12 protein-coding genes are annotated in these 20,560 nt (G+C 32.2%); all 12 read left to right on the forward strand.

The annotated features are described in order from the left end of the window. Positions 1-68 precede the first annotated feature (68 nt). The 12 genes from G3341_RS04030 to G3341_RS04085 all read left to right on the forward strand — a co-directional run bounded on the left by G3341_RS04030 (position 69) and on the right by G3341_RS04085 (position 20,543). Positions 69-3,095, forward strand: coding sequence for a type I polyketide synthase (locus G3341_RS04030; protein ID WP_163860746.1), 3,027 nt, complete (start codon positions 69-71; stop codon positions 3,093-3,095). A 44-nt stretch (positions 3,096-3,139) separates the two neighbouring features. Then, positions 3,140-3,361 carry a phosphopantetheine-binding protein gene (locus G3341_RS04035; protein WP_154635567.1) on the forward strand — a complete coding sequence of 74 codons (222 nt, stop codon included), beginning with the start codon at positions 3,140-3,142 and terminating at the stop codon, positions 3,359-3,361. Between the two features lie 34 nt (positions 3,362-3,395). Beyond that, positions 3,396-4,988 (forward strand): (2,3-dihydroxybenzoyl)adenylate synthase, encoded by a 1,593-nt coding sequence (locus G3341_RS04040; protein ID WP_163860747.1) that lies wholly within the window; start codon positions 3,396-3,398, stop codon positions 4,986-4,988. A 55-nt stretch (positions 4,989-5,043) separates the two neighbouring features. Then, positions 5,044-6,288 carry a condensation domain-containing protein gene (locus tag G3341_RS04045; protein ID WP_163860748.1) on the forward strand — a complete coding sequence of 415 codons (1,245 nt, stop codon included), beginning with the start codon at positions 5,044-5,046 and terminating at the stop codon, positions 6,286-6,288. Positions 6,289-6,344: 56 nt separating this feature from the next. Then, positions 6,345-10,661, forward strand: a complete 4,317-nt coding sequence (locus G3341_RS04050; protein ID WP_163860749.1) for a thioester reductase domain-containing protein — start codon at positions 6,345-6,347, stop codon at positions 10,659-10,661. 16 nt (positions 10,662-10,677) lie between these two features. Next, on the forward strand, positions 10,678-11,451 hold the full coding sequence (locus tag G3341_RS04055) for a thioesterase II family protein (protein ID WP_154635764.1): 774 nt from the start codon (positions 10,678-10,680) through the stop codon (positions 11,449-11,451). Positions 11,452-11,515: 64 nt separating this feature from the next. Further along, complete coding sequence (locus tag G3341_RS04060; RefSeq protein WP_208852757.1) at positions 11,516-13,276, forward strand: ABC transporter ATP-binding protein; 1,761 nt, start codon at positions 11,516-11,518, stop codon at positions 13,274-13,276. Further along, positions 13,260-15,017 carry an ABC transporter ATP-binding protein gene (locus tag G3341_RS04065; protein ID WP_163860750.1) on the forward strand — a complete coding sequence of 586 codons (1,758 nt, stop codon included), beginning with the start codon at positions 13,260-13,262 and terminating at the stop codon, positions 15,015-15,017. Before G3341_RS04060 ends, G3341_RS04065 begins: the two co-directional genes overlap by 17 nt. A gap of 96 nt (positions 15,018-15,113) precedes the next feature. Further along, on the forward strand, positions 15,114-16,361 hold the full coding sequence (locus tag G3341_RS04070; RefSeq protein WP_163860751.1) for an MFS transporter: 1,248 nt from the start codon (positions 15,114-15,116) through the stop codon (positions 16,359-16,361). Beyond that, the gene (locus tag G3341_RS04075) at positions 16,358-17,569 is read left to right on the forward strand and encodes an MFS transporter (RefSeq protein ID WP_163860752.1); all 1,212 of its coding nucleotides are present in this window, start codon (positions 16,358-16,360) and stop codon (positions 17,567-17,569) included. Before G3341_RS04070 ends, G3341_RS04075 begins: the two co-directional genes overlap by 4 nt. 54 nt (positions 17,570-17,623) lie before the next feature. Next, complete coding sequence (locus G3341_RS04080; protein ID WP_163860753.1) at positions 17,624-19,117, forward strand: aminotransferase class V-fold PLP-dependent enzyme; 1,494 nt, start codon at positions 17,624-17,626, stop codon at positions 19,115-19,117. 76 nt (positions 19,118-19,193) lie between these two features. Continuing rightward, a complete protein-coding gene (locus G3341_RS04085; protein WP_163860754.1) occupies positions 19,194-20,543 on the forward strand; it encodes an MFS transporter in 1,350 nt (449 codons plus the stop codon). Positions 20,544-20,560: the final 17 nt, after the last annotated feature.

A 20,560-nucleotide genomic window follows, 5' to 3' on the forward strand; every position in this document is an offset into this window, starting at 1 on the left:
TAATACATGATTAATTTAAATGATAATGCAATGAATCGTTTATGCGTAATAATTATTGAGGAAAAAAGATGAAATATAGCAGCAATGATATTGCGATAGTTTCAATGGCAGGGAGATACCCAAATAATATTAAGGTTCCTGAGCTGTGGGAGCTTCTACTTAATGGTGGCACTACTATATCTGATATCGCTATCGAAGAGTTAGAGAAATCAGAACATGCTGATGTATGCCACGATATAAGTTACGTCGCAAAATGTGGAATGCTACATGAAAAAGACATGTTTGATGCTGACTTATTCAAAATGAATAGATTAGAAGCAATGTTAACAGATCCACAGCAGCGCTTATTTATGACGTGCTGTTTAGAAGCATTAGATTTAGCTGGGCTGCCACATCCTACAGAGTCAGGATTTAAAACGGGCGTCTTTGCTACAAGCACGATCAATACATATTTAATTCTGAATATCTTTAAGTCTAACGAGTTTCTGAGTCGAGATAAAATGCAAATTTTGTTGGCAAACGAAAAAGATTTTATATCTTCTAGGGTCGCTTACAAATTAAACCTAACTGGTCCTGCTATCACAATTCAGTCTGCATGTTCTAGCTCTTTAGTCGCAATACATGAAGCGTGTGGCTATTTAAGAAGGGGAGAAATCGATTTTGCACTTGCCGGGGGAGCATCGCTCCCCACGGTGAGCAAGACGGGGTATCTATTTACACCCGGTGGAGCTGTATCTTCTGATGGTCAATGCAAAGTCTTTGATGAAAAGGCAGATGGCACAATATTTACCGATGGCGTTGGGGTGATTACCTTATGCCGTTTATCGGATGCTATCGCACATGGATTTAATATTTATGCGGTTATTAAAGGAAGTGCGATAAATAATAATGGCAACGATAGCTTGAATATAGCAGCTCCAAGCATACATGGACAATCCGAGGTGATCAAAGCTGCTTTTAAAGCCGCTAAAGTTAACCCAGATGATATTGATTTTATTGAAGCGCATGGCACAGGAACATATCTTGGTGACCCTATTGAGGTTAAAGCGTTAAGTACGGCTTTTGCTACAACGAAAAGGCAGTATTGTGCTTTAGGCTCCATAAAATCAAATGTAGGGCATACGGATACAACAAGTGGGGTTACGGGGATAATTAAAGCGGCTTTAGCGATAAAAAATAGAATATTACCGGCGACTATAAATTATACTAAAGCTAATCCTCAGCTGGATATAGCCAATACCCCATTCTTTATTTGTGATAATAATTACCAGTTTAAAGCAGAAAAAGAAATTTTATATGGAGGAGTTAGCTCTTTTGGTTTTGGGGGAACGAATGCACATGCTATTTTAGCTTCAGCACCAAAGGATTACCTTCCAAATGAGTTAGTTATATCTAAGACAAAATGCAAACATAAATTGCTGTTATGGTCAGACCGTAGTGAAAGCGCATTAAGGGAATACGTCAACAAAACGATAAACTCTTTTAAGAGGTATAATGATAGTGAGCTCAATGCAATAGCGTATACATTAGGGCTATGCCGACATGAATATGCTTATCGAACATATGCAGTCACAGACTCAATACAAGCGACTCATTATGCCCCTGAAATGACATACCATAGAAAAGCGCTTGAAAAAAATAAGGTTGTATTTTTGTTTCCTGGACAAGGCACTGATTTTGTTGATGTATACACAACATTATATGAGGAGAATGAATTATTTAGGAATAATGTTGATACGCTTAGCCAGAAGTTTGAACCTTATTTGGGGGAAGATATTCGTAAGATCCTATTTCCAAGCGAGGATATAAGAGATGAAGCTTTGGAGAAAAGTATTCAAACTAAATGGGCTCAGCCAGCACTGTTTATTATTTCAACAAGTTTAAGTCAGGTTCTGCAATCTTATGAGATAACTCCTGATTATCTGATGGGGCACAGTTTAGGTGAGCTATCAGCTGCGTATATTGCGGGAGCCTTTAATGAGGATGATGCTGTCAAATGTATTGCCACTAGGGCGTTATTAATGAATGACACCCCCGAAGGAATGATGCTGGTCATATTTTCTAATCATGAAATCTTTCATATCTTCCCAGAAGAAATCAAAAATAAGTTAGATATTGCAGCTATTAATAGTCCAACACAATTTGTGATCTCAGGTAAAGCTGATGATATTAATATGGCGATAAGCTATTTGAATGAGCTTGAAATAAAAAGTAAACCGTTAGATGTCAAAAAAGGCTTTCATAGCAAATTAATGAATAACATTATCGATAAGTGGAAAGAATATTTATTACAAGTGAACTTCAAGAAAATGACTATTCCTGTAGTATCAAATTTGACAGGTGAAATACTAACAAAGAATACATTAACTAATAGTGAATATTGGATAAAACATTTAAGAGAAACTGTTCATTTTTCAGATGGTATCAATAGCTTAACACAACATATATTAGAGAGGGAATGTGCTCCTATATTTATTGATTTATCAGCTAAGAACACTTTAACGGCTATTTCATTGATGAATAACAAAGATATTTATACTGTTTCAGTATCGAATAGGGGCCATGGTGTTGAGCAAAAAAATATTTTAAATGCCCTTGGGGAAATATGGTCATTGGGGGGCAATGTGAATTTTTCGGATTTCATTCCAAAGAGTTATGTCGTAGAGCTACCTGTCGCTAATTTAGATTCTAAAAGTTATTGGATTGTTCCTGATAATACAGAAATAGAACCGCAGCCCGCCAATTCGAGTAATAATAAATCAAAATTAATAAAATCAAGGGATGAGCTCGAAGAACTATCGCTAATGATCTGGAGAAAAGTCATTATAAATAATGACATTACTAAACAAGATGATTTTTTCTTATTAGGAGGCGATTCCCTCCAAGCATTAGAAATAACACGAGAGTATAAAAATCATGGTGTAATAGTAAACTTATCAGACATATTATCTTACTCTAACATAAAAGATTTAGTTGAGCATATTTATTTAAGTAAAGAAAAAAATGAAAAAGAACAGGAGCAGGATAAAGATATAAAAGATGTTATTGATGCTGATGATATGTCAAATATATTTAAGCAGCTAAATTTAGACTGATGCTGTTTTATAGTATGAATATTCTATTTTATATAAGGTAAATAATGGAAAATATTATCCGCAATTACTTAAAAGAATTATTAGATATCAATGTAGATGAAGTAAAAAATGACTCTAACTTAATAGAGTTTGGCCTCAATTCTTTAGCGTTGATGTTTATACTAGGAAAGTTGACTGAATTAACTAAGAAAAAATTTGAATATGCCGAGTTTGTTAGTAGTCCTACCATTAATGATTGGTTAAAAATAATTGAAAATCATAACTAATATTTAAATAGCTTATTAAGATGAAGGCTAATATATGAATACTATAATAGATGACCTACCATTTGTTTCGTATAGCCAATCAAGGATAGAAAGGTATAGGAAGAGAGGATATTGGTTAGGTGAAACGTTAATCGACTTTTTAAAAAATTGTACTCGGAAATATGAAAATAATATTGCACTTGTTGACAATGATAGAGAGTTAACATATGCGGAGCTATTTAAATACTCATCTATATTTGGTAGCTATTTAATAAGGAAAGGGATACGTAAAGATGATTTTATTTTAGTACAATCACCTAATGTATTAGAGTACTTTATTATCGTTTTTGGCATTTTTTATGCAGGAGCCAGACCAATTTTTTGTCTGAATGGGTATGGAGAATATGAAGTTGAAAATATAATTAATACGAGTAATGCTATAGGATATATTAAATATTCAAATGGAAAGTCAAATGAATGCTCCCATATTCATTTCATGAATAAATGTAATAGCCTAAAATATGCAGAAGTCATTGACTCATCTTTAATTTCAAAATTAATGAGAGAAAAAAACAATGGTATATTAGATTATAACGACGTTAGTCCTGAATCAGTAGCATTTCTATTATTATCTGGAGGGACAACCGATATTCCCAAACTTATCCCACGTACACATGATGATTATTTATATTCAGTAAGAGAAAGCGCTAAAATATGTGGGTTAAATGAAAAAACAAAAATATTATTGGTGTTACCTGTTTCTCATAATTTTCCAATGAGTTCACCAGGTTTTCTTGGTGCTTTTTATGCAGGTGCAACGGTTTATTTAAGTGAGTCTTCGGCTCCTGAGATTTGTTTTCCTTTAATAGAAAAACATAAAATAAACCAAGTATCATTAGTGCCATCATTGGTTATTCTTTGGCTTAATTCAAGTTGTTATGATCAGTTTGATTTATCTAGCCTGAATATAGTACAAGTAGGAGGTGCGAAATTTTTACCAGAAATTGCTAGAGATTTTATCAATAAATTTAATGTAACATTACAACAAGTGTATGGAATGGCGGAAGGATTAGTTAACTATACACGATTAGATGATGACCTAGAAACAATACTATACACTCAAGGTAAAAAAATATCACAAGATGATAAAATATTAATTGTTAATGAGAATGGTGAAGAATTAAAATTAGGAGAAATAGGGCAAATTATTACTCAAGGACCTTATACAATAAATAGTTATTATAATTTACCTAGCGTTAATAAGATTTCTTTTACAGAAGATGGCTACTATAAAACTGGGGATATAGGATATCTCGATAGTAACTTAAATATTGTCGTCACGGGAAGATTAAAAGAAATCATTAATAAAGGGGGGGAGAAAATCTCACCAAGTGAAATTGAGTCATTACTTATAGACCATCCATCGATTAAAGATGTTTCTGTTGTTGGTATTCCAGATTATTTGCTGGGTGAAAAAATAAAAGCGTATATAATTACTTTTAGCGAAGAGATATTAACACTTCAGCAAATTAGAAGATATTTATTAGATAAAAGTGTTGTATGGAATAAGCTCCCAGATCAAATTGAAGTCGTTTCCTCATTTGAATATACCTTAGTTGGAAAGATAAATAAAAAAGCTATTCGTTAAGCCGTGTTTTTTGGTATGAAACGATAATATTAATAACAATACGGACCTTAATAAGATGGAAAGAAAATTAAATAAATTGCAAGTTGCATATGTATTGGGAAGGCAAAATTATTTGCCATTAGGCGGCGTTGCTATGCACGATTTTAGAGAATATCGAGGAGATGTGGATCTTGATGTTTTTAAAAATTGCTTAAGAGAGGTAGTAGAAAAGCATAATGCATTAAGAATCGTTATTGACCATAAAAAATTTTCACAGAAGGAAAGCACAGATTTAGATCTAAATTTAAAAATAATAGATTATCAAAATGATATAAAGACAGAGACATTATCAAAGATAGAACAACTCAGAGAGCAGGTTTCTCATTATAAACATGAATCGAATAAATCACCTTGGGGGGTGTGGTTTATTCAATTAAATAAAAAGTTAGATGTTGATTATCATACTGTTATTTTATTTAGTTTCGATGGGTTAATTTTAGATGGTTATTCTATATCTTCAATTATAAATGAAATTATAATTTTATATAGAAAAAATAAAACCGGTATAGAGTCAGTTTCCCCTCAAGTTAGCAGTAATTTATTAGATTGTGATAACCTTTTTAAAGTTAAAGATATCGATAAAGAATATTGGCTAAAAAAGTTAGAAGGAATAAGTAAAATTAGCTTTCCATGGAAGACCAATTTAGAAGAAATTCCTAGTTCAAGATATAAAAGATCTAATATTGTAATTAAAAAAAATAGATGGGATGAGTTATCTGGCTACGCGAAAAAAAATGCTATTTTTCCTAACTCCTTAATAAACACTATAATTTTGAAATCATTATGCACATTAAGTGAACGTGAAGATATTTATGTGGGTCTACCTATCTCCTTTTCTCTTTACAATAAGGAGTTATCAAATTTATCAACAATCATTCCGCTATATTACAGAACTAATGATGATTCATTAGTCAATAATGCTAAAAATATACAATCTGACACCATGAATGGATTAAATCATGTCTCATATTCAGGGATAGAGATTGCTAGAGAGTTATGCAGTAAATTTAAAAATAGCATACCATTTCCTATCGTTATTACTAATGCCCTTTCTTGGAAAGTCGAACCATATGACTCAAGTTTTTATTACCATTCTGGATTAACGCAAACACCTCAAGTGGCATTAGATATAAGAATACAGCTCACTAATACGCGTAATTTATCGATAGATTTTGATTTTGCAGTTTCCGCTATATCAGAAAGTTTAATTAATGATTTAATGTTGTTAATAAATAAAGAAATAAAACTAATAACTAGTTAATTGATGGTGGTTTGTTCTATATAACACAATTTTAAAATCCTAGTGGAGTTATGATTATGCTTAATAAAGAAAAAAAACAAGATAATATACAGGAAATATTTATACCATCTCAAATGCAAAAAGCATTAATAAACTCTGCTATCACCGGTAGTAATCTGGAATTATATGTTGAACAGTCTCATTTAAGAGTTACAGGCAATTTTAAAATAGATTTATTCGAAGAATCATGGCGTTTATTAATAGAAAGACATGATTGTTTAAGATCTGCTTTTTTGTGGGAACAACTGAAAGATATTCATCAAGTTATTTTAAATAAATTCTCTTTTAAAGTTAATGTAAAAGATATAAAGGGATATTCACACTCAGAGAAAATGGATATAATCAATGATTATATAGAATATGATGCTAAAAAAGGTTTTGATTTTAAAGTCCCACCATTGATGCGAATAACTGTTTTTATATTAGGAGAAAACACATTTGATATCATATTAACAATTCATCATGCTATTATAGATGGATGGTCAATCCAAATACTAACTAAAGAATTTACAAAAATCTATCAAGCACTATCAAATGGAAGTTTCCTAGAATTGTCGGAACCTGTCAGTTTTAAAAAGTATATTAATTGGTATAGAAAGTTAGATTTCAATCAAGCCAATTTATTCTGGGATAAAAAAATCGCAATGCTTGAGCAGGTATCAAAATTTCCGCTATCTATGAAGCCTCAAACTATCACTAATCATGAAAAAATATTCGGGAAAAAGGTATTATATATTGAAGAGGAAGTTACAGAGGGAATATTGGCATTTTGTGCGCGATGTGGAATAACTGAAAATTCTTTTGTTTCAGCGACATGGTCAATACTGCTAAGTTTATTATGTTCCATTGATAAAGTTGTATTTGGAAGTGTGGTATCTCAAAGACCTATTGATTTGGTGAGAGGAAATGAAATCGTTGGTCCTCTAATTAACAGTATCCCAATCATTATTGGTGTAGATGATAGACAAAACATAACTGATTTTTTAAAGTATGTACAAAATGAATTAATGGAAAGCTATAGCTATTCTTATTTACCTATCAATGAGATTTTAGAAAAAGTAGGAAGAATAGAAAGTAATAATAAAATAGATCAAAAATTGTTTGACACAATTGTGAGTGTAGAAAAACACTTTAAAGATACCAGTCAAAATAAAGGCAATCTTTTAGGTTTAGATTTTAAATTTATAGATCAGCCAACACGAGTTGATTTTCCTATCGTGTTCAAGTGTAATTTGTATAAACTGGAGCTAGTTTATTTTAGTCATTATTTAGCTGATGACTATGCAGATAATATAGTTTCGATATTTTTGAAATTAATGAGAGCTATAATATTAAGTCCTAACCTAACGATTAGGGAGTTATTGCAGGACTTATCCAATTCATATCCTAAGCTAAAAGGGGAGAATCTTCCTCATCAACTAAGCTTAAATCAAGAAATACATTTAAATGCTAAGTTAAATCCTTATAAAAACGCTATTTCTGATGAGTTTAACACATATACGTATTTGGCTCTTTCAGAGAAGATAAAAAGTATAGCGTATAAACTAGCTATTAAAAAAGGTGAAGTAATAGGCGTTTACCAGGAAAGGGGAATCGATTCATTTCTTAGTATGCTTGCTATTTTTGAGTGCGGAGGTTGCTATTTACCTTTAGATATATCTTATCCACCTGAAAGATTAAGATATATAGTCAAAGATTCTAAGATAGGAAGAATAATTACTACCAATAGTACTGATAGAATATTTGAAAATATTGAATATATTTTTATTAATGACCTAAAATTGGTTGATAGTTCTATCGAAAATAGAGAAAAAGTATTGGATTTAGATAATTCTGATGTTGCCTATATTATCTATACATCTGGTTCTACAGGAACCCCTAAAGGGGCAATTAATACCTATCATGGTATGAGATCATTGGTTACAAGCTGTAAGAACATAATGAATAATCAGATGAAGTTTGCTCAAACGATGCAATTTTCATCAATAAACTTTGATGCATCAATCTTAGAGCTTGTTTTATCCGTCGTTAGTTGTAGCTGTTTAAATATTATCCCTGAAGAAAAAAGACAGGACTTAAGTCAACTAGTTAAGTATATAAATGATAAAAGAATACAATTTGCATTTTTACCTCCTATCATTATTACTCATCTCGATAAAAATGAACTCAATGAGTTAGATATGTTATTAACAGGCGGGGATGTTTGCCCTGTTAACTTTGCTAGTGATTGGATAACTGAACCCTCTAAATCATTCTATAACCTATATGGCCCTACTGAAGCCTCTATAATGGCGACATACAACCCAATTCATGAAACTAAAAATTCATTATCCTTAGGTTATCCTTTACCAAATACGGAAATTAAAATTATTGATAATGAGGGTAATCTTTTACCTGCGGGGGTTGTTGGAGAAATTTTAATCACAGGTGAAGGGGTTGGTTTAGGTTATCTACATAACCAAGATTTAACCTCTCGAAATTTTAAATATGGAGGTTATTGTACAGGAGACTTGGCATACTATGATTGTGATAATATGCTGTATTTTATGGGAAGAAATGATGAGCAAGTTCAAATTAGAGGTTTCAGAGTTGAGCTTGGAGAGATAGAAAATATTATTAGAAAAAGCTTTAATTTTCAAGATGCTGTTATTATTTCAGAAAATGTATTAAATAATACAAAACTCTATTTGTTTTTACTCTCTTCAGAGGGTAAAAACATAGACTTAAAAGAAATAAAACATGTTCTTAGGCCTATATTACCTAGCTATATGATCCCCAGTGAATTACACCTTATAGAAAATTGGCCAGTTACTATTAATAAAAAGATCGATCGTGCTAAATTAAAGGGAATGTATTGTACATCTAGAGTAAAACGTCAAACTTTATGTGATGGTAAAAAAACAGAATTTGAAGAGGCCGTTATTAATGAAATCGCTGAAACTTTAAGAATTAATACTGATATCATTTCAAGTTTTGATGATTTTTTTGAAATAGGCGGAAATTCTTTAACTCTTACCACATTAATGTTAAGGCTAAATAAAAAATTCAAGATGGATCTACCATTCCAACTTGTATATGACAATAGCCGTATAGGTGAACTCGCGAAGCGGATCGAAGAGCTAAACAATAGCGATATTAAAAATAATCAGCAGAACATAACTTCTGATTGTATTCTTGATGATTCGATAGCGACTAATCATTTATTGCCAATGGAAAATGTCAGTTCGCCTAAGAAAATATTATTAACAGGTAGTACGGGATTTGTCGGTGTTTACTTCATTAAGGAGCTTATTGAAAATACGTCCGCTGATATATATTGTTTAGTTAGAGGCGATGATGTTAATAATGCTACACGTAGAGTTCATGATAATCTGATTAACTATAATTTGTTCTCACAGAATGATCTAAAACGAATATTGATAGTCTTAGGGGATTTTTCAATATCAAACTTTGGAATAGAAGACAAATTATATAATAAATTATCTAAGGAAATTGATAGTATTATCCATTGTGGTGCGAATGTTAACTTGGCCAATACCTATTCTAGAATGTCGGGTGCAAATGTAAATGGTTCATTAAATATTATTAAATTTGCTACACATATTAAGTTAAAGCCTATACATCATATATCAACAGTTTCAGTGCTTGCTGGAATTATTGGGAAAGTTGATATTATCCATGAGTCTAAAATGCTATCCGAAGATATGTTACCGGAAAATGGCTATATTAGAAGTAAGTGGGCTTCTGAAAAAATGATGGATAATGCACGAAAAAAAGGTGTTCCTATAAACATTTATAGGCTACCAAGAGTATGGGGAGATTCATCTACAGGTCAATTAAATCCTAATGACTCTTTACTTATGCTTTTGTCTGCATCAATTGAAATTAAAAAATTCCCATTATTACCGGATGCATTTTTATCTTATATTATACCTGTAGACTATTGTGTAACAGCGATTAATATGATCAGTAAGGAAATTAAAGGGGTAGGCAAAAACTATCATGTTTTATATCCACAAAATATATCATTAAATAAGATAGTAAATAAAATAAGAGAAAAGGGAATAGAGTTAAACGCTGTTCTAATGGAAGAGTGGTTGGATACATTAAAAAAGTATGCTAGTGAGATTAATAGTAGTATGGTTATTAAATCTGCGGCATCATTCTCTCTTGGGTTTATACATGACATTTTAAACTCTAAATTTACACAGTTGGATAATGGAAATGTTATTAATGATATTAAGTTAGAAGAAATAGAAATTTCTAATGATGTCTTTGATAAATATATTGAGTTTTTAATTTGTTTTTCGAAACGTAATCGTTCTTATAACTAAAAATATTAAGTGAGATATGATGATTAATAGTTCTGTTTTCCCATATCATTTTAAAAGTAAGGCTAATGCTGTTATTGATCTTGTTTGTTTTCCTTCAGCAGGTGGCAATGCTGCTATGTATAATAAATGGAATGATATAACACCTGATTGGTTAAATATTTGCCCTGTAGAATATCCTGGCCATGGTAGTCGGCTGAAAGAAGCACTCGTGAATGACCCTGAAATAATAATTGATGAAATTACAAATGGTATTATCAATAAATGTGATAAAAAGATTGCTGTATTTGGGCACAGTGTCGGTAGTATTATTGCCTTACAAGTCGTTAAGCAATTGCAAAAACAAAATAATGATAATCCATTAGAGTTAATTATTTTAAGTGGCAGACCGGAAACCTCAATGTTATCCCGTAGGCCAAAAGGGTATCACTTATTACCTAAAGAGGAGTTTTTAAAGGTTATTTCGGTTTATGAAGGTATACCTGAAGAGTTAATTAATAATCCTGAGATCCTTGATTTTTTCTTGCCAATATTAAGAAATGATTTTCAGCTAAATGATAAATTATCTGATGTTCCACCCATCTCAATTGACATTCCTGTAATGGCATTTTATGGAGAAAGAGACTCTGAAATTATAAATCATGACGCTATTAATAAGTGGGCAACTTATACAACGGAGTGGTTAGGTAGTTATACATTTCCTGGTGGACACTTTTACTTAAATCAGCCAGTAGTCAGAAAAATGTTATTGGATACGATTGTTACTAGACTCAAGAACATTCTTGAAGTTTAATTTCTTTATTCATTGAGTTATAAACTTAATTTCGATTCAATTCTTTACTAGAAATAAGGTAAGCATGATGAATTATAATGATATATTTCTTCCTGTGAAGAAAAAAATATCTGCTTCTATTTTTTGGGCTTCTATCGCTCAAGTGTTAAAATTAAGCATATGGCTAAATTTAATATGGGTATTATATGAGTTAATGTCAGTAGATAAAAACTTTCCTTTTTTATCTATAACCTCCTTACTTGTAATTAGTATTATTTTTTATACATTAAGAATATATGCACATGATAAATCCCATTATGCAGCATTTGAGCTGGAAGAGATATTACGTACCAAACTAGTCAATAAAATTAACCAACTACCTATAGAAACAGTAAGAAATATAGGAGGGGGAAATCTAGTTAAAGTTCTCATCGATGATATTAAAGAGTTACATGCATTTGTTGCTGACGCGCCACCATTAAAAGCGGAAGCTTTTATTACACCGATATTTACATTAATAGTTTTGTTTATTTTTAATTGGTTTTTTGCCTGTATTGTTCTTGTTACGACATTAGTAACTTTTTTCTTATTATCTTTTATTATGAAAAAAGGAAAGCTAATGAAGGAGAACTATAATAATGCAACGGTTCAAATTAATAGCAGGATTATTGAGTATATTCAAGGCATGAGTGCCGTTAGAACTTTTGATGCAGGTGAAGGTTCATTTATTCAATATCAAAAAGCATTGGAAAATTATTGTCGCGTTATTTTTGACTGGTTACAATCCATGCGCTTATCCGCAAAAATAGCTAGAAGTTTATTTTCTGCCATGCCTATCAGCCTTATTCTTGTTATTGGGTTAACAATTGCACAGTATAATGAACAAGTTTCATTTATCACTAGCTTTTGCTTTCTTCTTCTTGCCGTTGGTATCGCGGAAAGTATTCATCCTATCATGGGGCTATTTCAAATTATTCAAAAATCTAAAGCTTCAATAGAGCGTATCTTTGAAGTTGAAAACCTACCTATATTATCTATTCCGTTAGCTCCTATAGTTCCAGAAAATAATGAAATTATACTTAAACAGGTTGGATTTTCTTATGAAGAAACAGATAAAACACTTTCGGATATTAATTTAAGGATCCCTGAGAAATCTTTTACTGTTCTTATTGGTGCTTCTGGCTCAGGTAAAACCACTTTAGTCAATATGATACCTAGATTTTTTGATGCCACTGAAGGTGAGGTTTTATTGGGAGGGGTTAATATAAAAGATATTCATTATCAGGAATTAATGTCTCGAATTTCATTTGTGTTTCAAGATAATTTTTTATTTTCATGCTCGATTGCCGATAATATTCGTTATGGCTTACATGATATATCTGATGAAGACGTGATTGAAGCAGCCAAAAAAGCTGAAATTCATGATTTTATAATGAGGCTACCTGAGAAATATGACACGCTAGTTGGGGAACGAGGCCAGCTATTATCCGGAGGGCAGAAGCAGAGAATTACCATTGCAAGAACCTTCTTACAGGATAGGCCAATCATCATTTTAGATGAGCCAACGGCATTTTCAGACGCAAGAAACGAATTTTTGTTATTGAAGGCGTTTTCAAGGTTAATTGAATTAAATAAAACCGTCATTATGGTGACTCATCGACTATCAACAGTGACCGATGCAGACCAAATTATTTTTTTAGAGAAAGGAACGATAAAAGCTCAAGGTAAACATAATGAGTTAATAGAGCATTGTGCTGATTATCAGGCTTTATGGGATGAATATAAAAAAGCAAAAAATTGGTCAATTCCTACAGATCATGGAGTAAACAATGAAAAACTATATTAATAAAAGTACAAGAGAGACAAAATCATTGTTTAAAACCTATGTAGGATTACTCAACGCCGCGGGGAAACAGAAAAAAATATTTATTCAAAGCTTGGTGTATACCACGATATCATCATGTCTTTTTGGCATTTCTTTAGTTTTATTATATCCCTTGTTTGAAGCAATAGATGCAAAGGATAGCGTATCCGTTAGTATTCACTTATCACTGGTCATTATACTATTGGTGGCTAGTTTTACGTTTAAGATGCTGTCAGAACGTTATGACGCGGATGGATACTCAACACTTGCAGTGACTGAGTTAAGAGAAAAGTTAGGTGATAAACTAAGGCATATCTCAATCGAATATCTTAACCAGTTTAGGTCTGGTGAGATTAATTATGTTTTGATGCAAAGCGTAAATGAGGCTGCGGTATATACCTTTATGCTACTGAATATCATAATCACTGGTGTTGTCATTCCTTTATCTGCAGCGATAGCTCTGTTGTTTTATAGTTGGCAGCTATCCTTGATTATGTTTTTAGTGTTTCCTATGGCAATCCCATTATATTTATGGCGTAGAAAAGCGTATCGCAGAGGCTTTAGTATTTTAGCTGAAGCCAATTCTAAATTAAAAGGTGAGGCTGTAGAGTTTATTCAAGGGCTAGAAGTCTTAAAATCGACGGGACAACATGAGGAAAAATTAAATCAATTTATTAAAGTTGCAAAAGATGTCGCAAATATTTTACGTATTGGTACAAAAAAAGGAGAAAAACCTAATTTAATCATTACAATAGCGATTCAAACAGGATTAATATTGATTATATCTGTCGGTGCTTATCTCGTTAATGTTGGTCATATTTCCTATTTACTTCTTGCTTGTGTGTTATTAGTGATTGCTAGGTCTACTGATGTTTTGAATTTCTTTGTACAAATGTCATCAATGCTAGAATCACTCGTTATAGGTTATGAAAAGTTACAAGAGCTACTGAATGCACCTTCATTACCAGAGAAAATATCACCTGTAATGCCAAGTCGTTATGATATCGAATTTGATAAGGTTGATTTTTCATACGAAGGTCTTGATAGAAATGTTCTTGAAAATATTTCTTTTCGTATTCCAGAGAACGGTCTGACCGCGCTTGTTGGCGCAAGTGGGTGCGGAAAAACAACCATTACCAAACTTATTTTACGATTTGCTGATGTAACATCTGGCAGTATTAAAATTGGTGGCATTGATATTCGTGATTTATCTCAAAAACAACTGATGAGTTTAGTTTCAGTTGTGTTTCAAGACGTTTATCTGTTTCAAGATACCATAATGAATAATATTCGAATGGCCAAAATATCAGCCACAGATGAAGAAATCATCGAAGTTTGTAAGCAAGCTAATTGTCATGATTTTATTCAAAAATTTAAACATGGGTATCATACGCAATTAACGGATTTTGGTAAAAGTCTATCGGGTGGTGAAAGGCAACGTATTTCTATTGCTCGTGCTATCTTAAAAAATGCGCCTATCCTTATTTTAGATGAGCCTACAGCTGCTCTTGATACTCAAAATGAAATTGCCGTACAAAACGTTATTAATCGCTTAGTGCAAGGGAAAACCGTATTAGTTATTGCACATCGTATTTCAACTATTGTTGCTGCTAATCAAATTTTGGTAATAGATGATGGTCAGGTTGCTGAGCAAGGAACTCATAGTGAATTATTACAATTAAAAAGAATTTATTCCGAGTTTTGGAGTTTACAACAAATTTAATCTATTTCTTTCCATTATATTGAATAAATTATTTAGATAACTAAATCGATTATTTAATTCATTTTTAAATGTTAGTTATATCTCTATGAGGTATTTATGCAAAAGAAAATGCTACCTTTGTCATTTGTTTGTTTGTTAATAACTGTTTTTTTAGATCAAATTGGTTTATTTCTAATATATCCTATTATTCCCTCTCTACTAGAATCTGTTACTCATGATTCTGTCATTGACAATGCTATTATCGGTGGGTGGTTATTAGCCACTTTTGGTATTATGCAATTTATTTTTGCCCCGATCATGGGAGCGTTATCTGATAAGTTTGGGCGTAAGCCTGTGCTAATTGTATGTTTTGTTGTTTTTACTCTAGATTATTTTTTATATGCCATTAGTCATAATCTTTATTTATTATTTGTAGCGAGGATCATTGCTGGTATTGCAGGCTCTTCTATTATCGTTTCATTAGCCAGTGTTGCTGATATGAGTGATGAAAGAAGTAAAATGCAAAATTATGGTTTTCTTTTTGGTATCATGAGCCTAGGAATAGTTGTAGGGCCAGCAATCGCATCGATCGCCGTTCAATATGGTGTAAGAGTGCCTTTTTTTGTTGCCTGTATACTTAGTTTTATTGGCTTATTATGTGTAATCTTTTTATTAAAAGAAACGTTACCTATAGAAAAACGAAGGGCATTTAAACTCCATAATCCGTTCTCGTCAATTATCTACTTTTTTAAGTATAAAGGATTAGTTTATTTATTTATTGCAAATATTGTTTTTATGTTTGCTGTACAGTTCCCAACAACATTATGGCCATTTTTTACGAAATATCGTTTTGAATGGGATGATGTGAAAATTGCTACGTCCTTTGTGATTATTGGATTAGGCGGACTATTTGCACAAACGGTATTACTCAAAATAGTCAGAGTTTTTCTAAGCGATCAAAAAATTCCGTTATTAGGTTTTTTATTATTTATTATAGGGCTAATCAGTATTGCATTCTCAACGAGTGTAGTCGCTTTGTATATCGCTATCATTCTCTATAGTTTTTCTAGCATAAGTAACTCTTCCATTGTAAGTCTCTTTTCTTCGCAAGTTTCTGATTCGGAGCAAGGACAGCTAATGGGGGCTTTATCGTCTATCAGTAGTTTTTGGGCTGTATTGGGACCGCTTTGTGCAACGAATATGTATTATTATTCAGCGAATCTTTCTTTACCTAGTAGTGATGGTTATCCTTTTGTTTTTTCAGCTATATTGGTTTTGATTTGTATTCTTCCTCTTTCTATAGGGCTAAAAAATGCTTATTCAATGAATCATTCATTACAACAGGATGAGGATTTTCATCAATGAATAATAACAATATAAAAGAGGTTCCTGCAAAATTCTGGGCTTTATTTTTTAGTCTATATTCAACCCAATATATTGGTATTAGCTTTTTATCCATAGTGCTTATTTTGATATTACGTGAGAATGGGGCTTCATTAGATAAATTAAGTCTTATTCCGCTGATGTCATTACCCATTGCATTTAAAGCTTTGTGGGCTCCATTTATAGATAAGCATCTAAAAACAAACACGGGCCATTATCGTAATTGGCTGTTAGTTGCACAATTTTTAATGATTTCTTGCTTATTTATTATTTCTTTTGTTGATCCTTTGCATGAATTTTCATTGATTTTATTGGTTATTTTTACCTTTTCATTTATGACAGCAACGCAAGACCTTGCTTTATCAGGGCTGATTTGTAATATTTTTGATGCAAAGGATCGCTATCTCATTTCAAGCGTCAAAAGTGGCGGATCTATGTTTGGAAATATTATTGGTGGGGGAGTGGTTTTATTATTATATCCTTATATCGACTGGAATGGATGCATGTTATTTCTTTCGGTGATACTCGCTATCACTTGGCTTCAAGTATGGTTTTTTAATGAATATCAATATGAAAGAAAGAAAAATATAAATGAAAGAGTTGATAAAGATTATTGGAAAAGCTTATTTACCATTTGGAAAGGAAAAAAACGATGGTTAGCTTTTTTAATTATCTTACCATTTGGAATTTTACCTTCATATAATTTAATGTCACCTGCGCTCATTGATAGTGGTTGGTCTTTACCTGAAATTGCAATTTTATTGAAACTTTTTGGTTCTATCATTAGTCTAATCGCCATTTTCTTGAGTTCTAAGGTAGTAAAAAAATTAACAAGACGCAGAAGCTTAGTGTATTCGACGGGGCTTCATTCATGTTGTCTACTTTCGTTTATTCCTATCTCGATGGGATATAACAGTCCTATGTTAGTTTACTCGGCATTTTTTCTCTATTATTTAAGCTTACCCTTTGTTTTTATTTCCATATCCACCATTATTATGGATAACGTTGCTGATGCTTTAGCTCCAGCGACAGCCTATAATGCGCAAGCAGCCATAGGATTTATTTTTGGTTTTATTGTGGTTTCATTAAGTTTTTATCTATCTCAAACATGGGGATATTCTATTGTCACTATTGGTTCTATCTTAATTGCCTTTTTGGCAACCCTATTAGCAACTAAAGCTGTTAAGTGATTATTTTAATAATCTATAACACGTAATAAAACACAACGAATTTGGTGCGTAAAAATGACTGAAAATTTTTCGATTAAATCTTTATTTGAACCTAGTGATTATAATATTAATCAGGCATTAGATTATTGTATTAGTGATTTTCTAGCTCAAAGTGACGAAGTGGGTTGTTTTAATAAACAAGAGATTGATAATTTTTTTTCGACTTTAAAAATTCCAGAAAACACAGCAAATATGGATGATTATATCAAAGATATTAAAGAAATTATCATTCCTATGTGCTCCCATTTAGCTAATCCAAGTTATTTAGGGCATATGACAAGCCCATTACCTTGGTTTATTCCTCAGATAGGTAGGCTTATTCAATCATTAAATCAAAATATGGTTAAGATGGAAACGAGTCGGGGGCTAACACTATTAGAGCGTCAATTACTTAGGTTGCTTCACCAAGAAATTTTTCATTTTAATGATGATTTTTATTTTGATGTAAACAAGGATTTTAGTAAAACGACAGGTATTTTTACTAGTGGTGGCACTATGGCGAATTTAACCGCTATGTGGGGAGCTGTCAGCCAAGTAAAACAGAGTGGGGTCAATAAAATTGCAGTAATAGGCTCAGAATTAATGCATTATTCTTTCGATAAAGCCTCATCACTTTTAGGTGTTGAGCTCTATCGCATACCCGTAGATCACCAAAATCAAATTGTGGTTACTGAATTAGAGCAACAAATTAAAAAATGCCGCGCTGAGGGAATGACTATCGCTGCATTAGTTGCAATCGCCGGTACGACGGATTTTGGCTCGATAGACCCATTACATCAAATTGCTGAATTGGGGAGAAAATATCATATTCATGTTCATGTAGATGCTGCATGGGCTGGCGCATTTATTTTAAGTAAACAACATGTGTCTTTATTATCCGGTATTGAGAGAGCGGATTCAGTCACTATTGATGGACATAAGCAGATGTTTATGCCGATTGGAACAGGAATGTTATTTTTTAAGGATCCTCAGTTTTCTCAAAATATCGTACATACCGCGCCCTATGCTGTTCGTCGCACGTCTCTTGATCAAGGAAGGTTTACTTTAGAAGGCACACGTCCTGCAAATATGCTTTATCTTCATGCTTGCCTGCATTTAATTGGTAAAAATGGATATGATGAAATTTTTAGTGTGGCTTTAAATAATATTAAAATTTTAGCTAAGCATATACAGGAAAATCCATGCTTTGAATTATTGAATGATCCTAAAATTAATATATTGAGTTATAGATATATACCGAGGATTTTCAGAAATAAAATGATGACACCAGAAGATAACATAATAATAAATCATTTTAATTATCAGTTACAAAAAGAGCAGCGGAATAAAGGAACAAGTTTTGTTTCTAGAAGTATTAGGAAATTTTCACAGCATGATAATCAAGAGCTTGTTTTCTTAAGAGTCGTTATTCTTAATCCTAATGTTAATGAAGAACATATGGTTTATATGCTTGAAGATCAAATTGAGATAGCAAAACAATTAGAGTCTTATCTTATGGCAGCAAGCTAATTACTATGAGTGTTATCTTGAAAAGATATGATAAGTCAACGTTAATTTTATGTCTAATGGAGCATACTTTCTTGTTATGAAAGGAAATACGGTAACAATAAACTCAATCAGAATATTCATTGATAATAATAAAATGAGTGTGTTTCAGTGGAAGGTGATTATTATCTGTTTTTTTATCGTGATGTTAGATGGATTTGATATTTCTATAGTCGCTTATTTAGCCCCAGTGCTAAAAAAAGAAATGGGCCTTTCCTCTAATGACCTTTCTTATTTATTTGTTTCTGGTGTTTTGGGGCTGATGCTGGGAAGTATGATTTTCGGGCCTATAGCGGACAAATGTGGAAGAAAAAAAATACTGATTATTTCAACTTTTTTATATGGATTTGGGGCTATTCTATGTGGATTATCAAGTGATTTTTATTGGCTTGTCTTTTTTCGATTAATGACAGGAATTGGTCTTGGCGCAGCAATGCCGATATGTATTACGCTATGTTCTGAATACTCGCCAAAGCGATACCGTATGCTACTCTGCACGTTAAGTTGGAGTGGTTTTACTGTTGGTATCGCCAGTGGAGGGGTTATGACTAACTGGATACTACAGTACTTTAGTTGGCATTGGTTGTTCTATTTAGGAGGAATATTACCATTACTCTCTATTCCTATTATTGCTTTAGTGTTACCTGAATCATTTGAGTATCTGGTAAAGAAAAAATCACAAAAAGCACATGCACAACTTGAAAGCATTATATCTAATATAAATAAGAATATTAGTTTATTGAAACTATATAATACTGACTCAGATACTGAACTTTTTAGTAATCCTCAAACAATATCGACCATTTTGGGACGGAAATTAGCCGTTTTAACTGTCTTTTTATGGATTGCATTTTTCTTCTCTCTCTTGGTTTTTTATTTATTAACCTATTGGTTACCTGTTATTTTTAATGAAGTCTATGATTATAGCCAAGTTAATTACATGACTTCTATGCTACCTCTTGGCGGTACTTTAGGCGCTTTGTTGCTTGCTATTTGGATTGATTATAAAAAGGAGGCTTTTCTTATCCTAGGATTATCTTATTTTACCGCAATGATCTTATTATTAGTCATTGCTGATTTTACCCTTCAATATTATGGATTACTGCTAATTATTTTCTTTATTGGCTTTACAATAGCAGGCGCGCAAAACAGGTTAAATTTAATTTGCGCAACAGTATATCCTGCATATGCTAGAGCAACAGGGGTGAGTTGGGCAATGGCAAGTGGTCGCTTAGGCTCAATAGTTGGGTCTTATTCTGGCGCTTGGTTAATGACCGATGCCAAGAACCCAATATTATTTTATTATCTTTCAATTGGCGCTTTTTTATGTTCATTAGCGCTTATTATGATCTTCTTAATAAGAAAAAGACGTTATTTATTGGCTACATAATAGGGGTAGTTATTTGT

The sequence above is a fragment of the Providencia vermicola genome (assembly GCF_010748935.1).
Lineage (GTDB): Bacteria > Pseudomonadota > Gammaproteobacteria > Enterobacterales > Enterobacteriaceae > Providencia > Providencia zhejiangensis.

Bases quoted from the DNA above. Each gene is read 5' to 3' on its own strand.
- G3341_RS04060 (WP_208852757.1), top strand. From the start codon at position 11,516: ATGATGAATTATAATGATATATTTCTTCCTGTGAAGAAAAAAATATCT.
- G3341_RS04055 (WP_154635764.1), top strand. From the start codon at position 10,678: ATGATGATTAATAGTTCTGTTTTCCCATATCATTTTAAAAGTAAGGCT.
- G3341_RS04085 (WP_163860754.1), top strand. From the start codon at position 19,194: ATGAAAGGAAATACGGTAACAATAAACTCAATCAGAATATTCATTGAT.
- G3341_RS04030 (WP_163860746.1), top strand. From the start codon at position 69: ATGAAATATAGCAGCAATGATATTGCGATAGTTTCAATGGCAGGGAGA.
- G3341_RS04045 (WP_163860748.1), top strand. From the start codon at position 5,044: ATGGAAAGAAAATTAAATAAATTGCAAGTTGCATATGTATTGGGAAGG.
- G3341_RS04065 (WP_163860750.1), top strand. From the start codon at position 13,260: ATGAAAAACTATATTAATAAAAGTACAAGAGAGACAAAATCATTGTTT.
- G3341_RS04075 (WP_163860752.1), top strand. From the start codon at position 16,358: ATGAATAATAACAATATAAAAGAGGTTCCTGCAAAATTCTGGGCTTTA.
- G3341_RS04040 (WP_163860747.1), top strand. From the start codon at position 3,396: ATGAATACTATAATAGATGACCTACCATTTGTTTCGTATAGCCAATCA.
- G3341_RS04050 (WP_163860749.1), top strand. From the start codon at position 6,345: ATGCTTAATAAAGAAAAAAAACAAGATAATATACAGGAAATATTTATA.
- G3341_RS04035 (WP_154635567.1), top strand. From the start codon at position 3,140: ATGGAAAATATTATCCGCAATTACTTAAAAGAATTATTAGATATCAAT.
- G3341_RS04070 (WP_163860751.1), top strand. From the start codon at position 15,114: ATGCAAAAGAAAATGCTACCTTTGTCATTTGTTTGTTTGTTAATAACT.
- G3341_RS04080 (WP_163860753.1), top strand. From the start codon at position 17,624: ATGACTGAAAATTTTTCGATTAAATCTTTATTTGAACCTAGTGATTAT.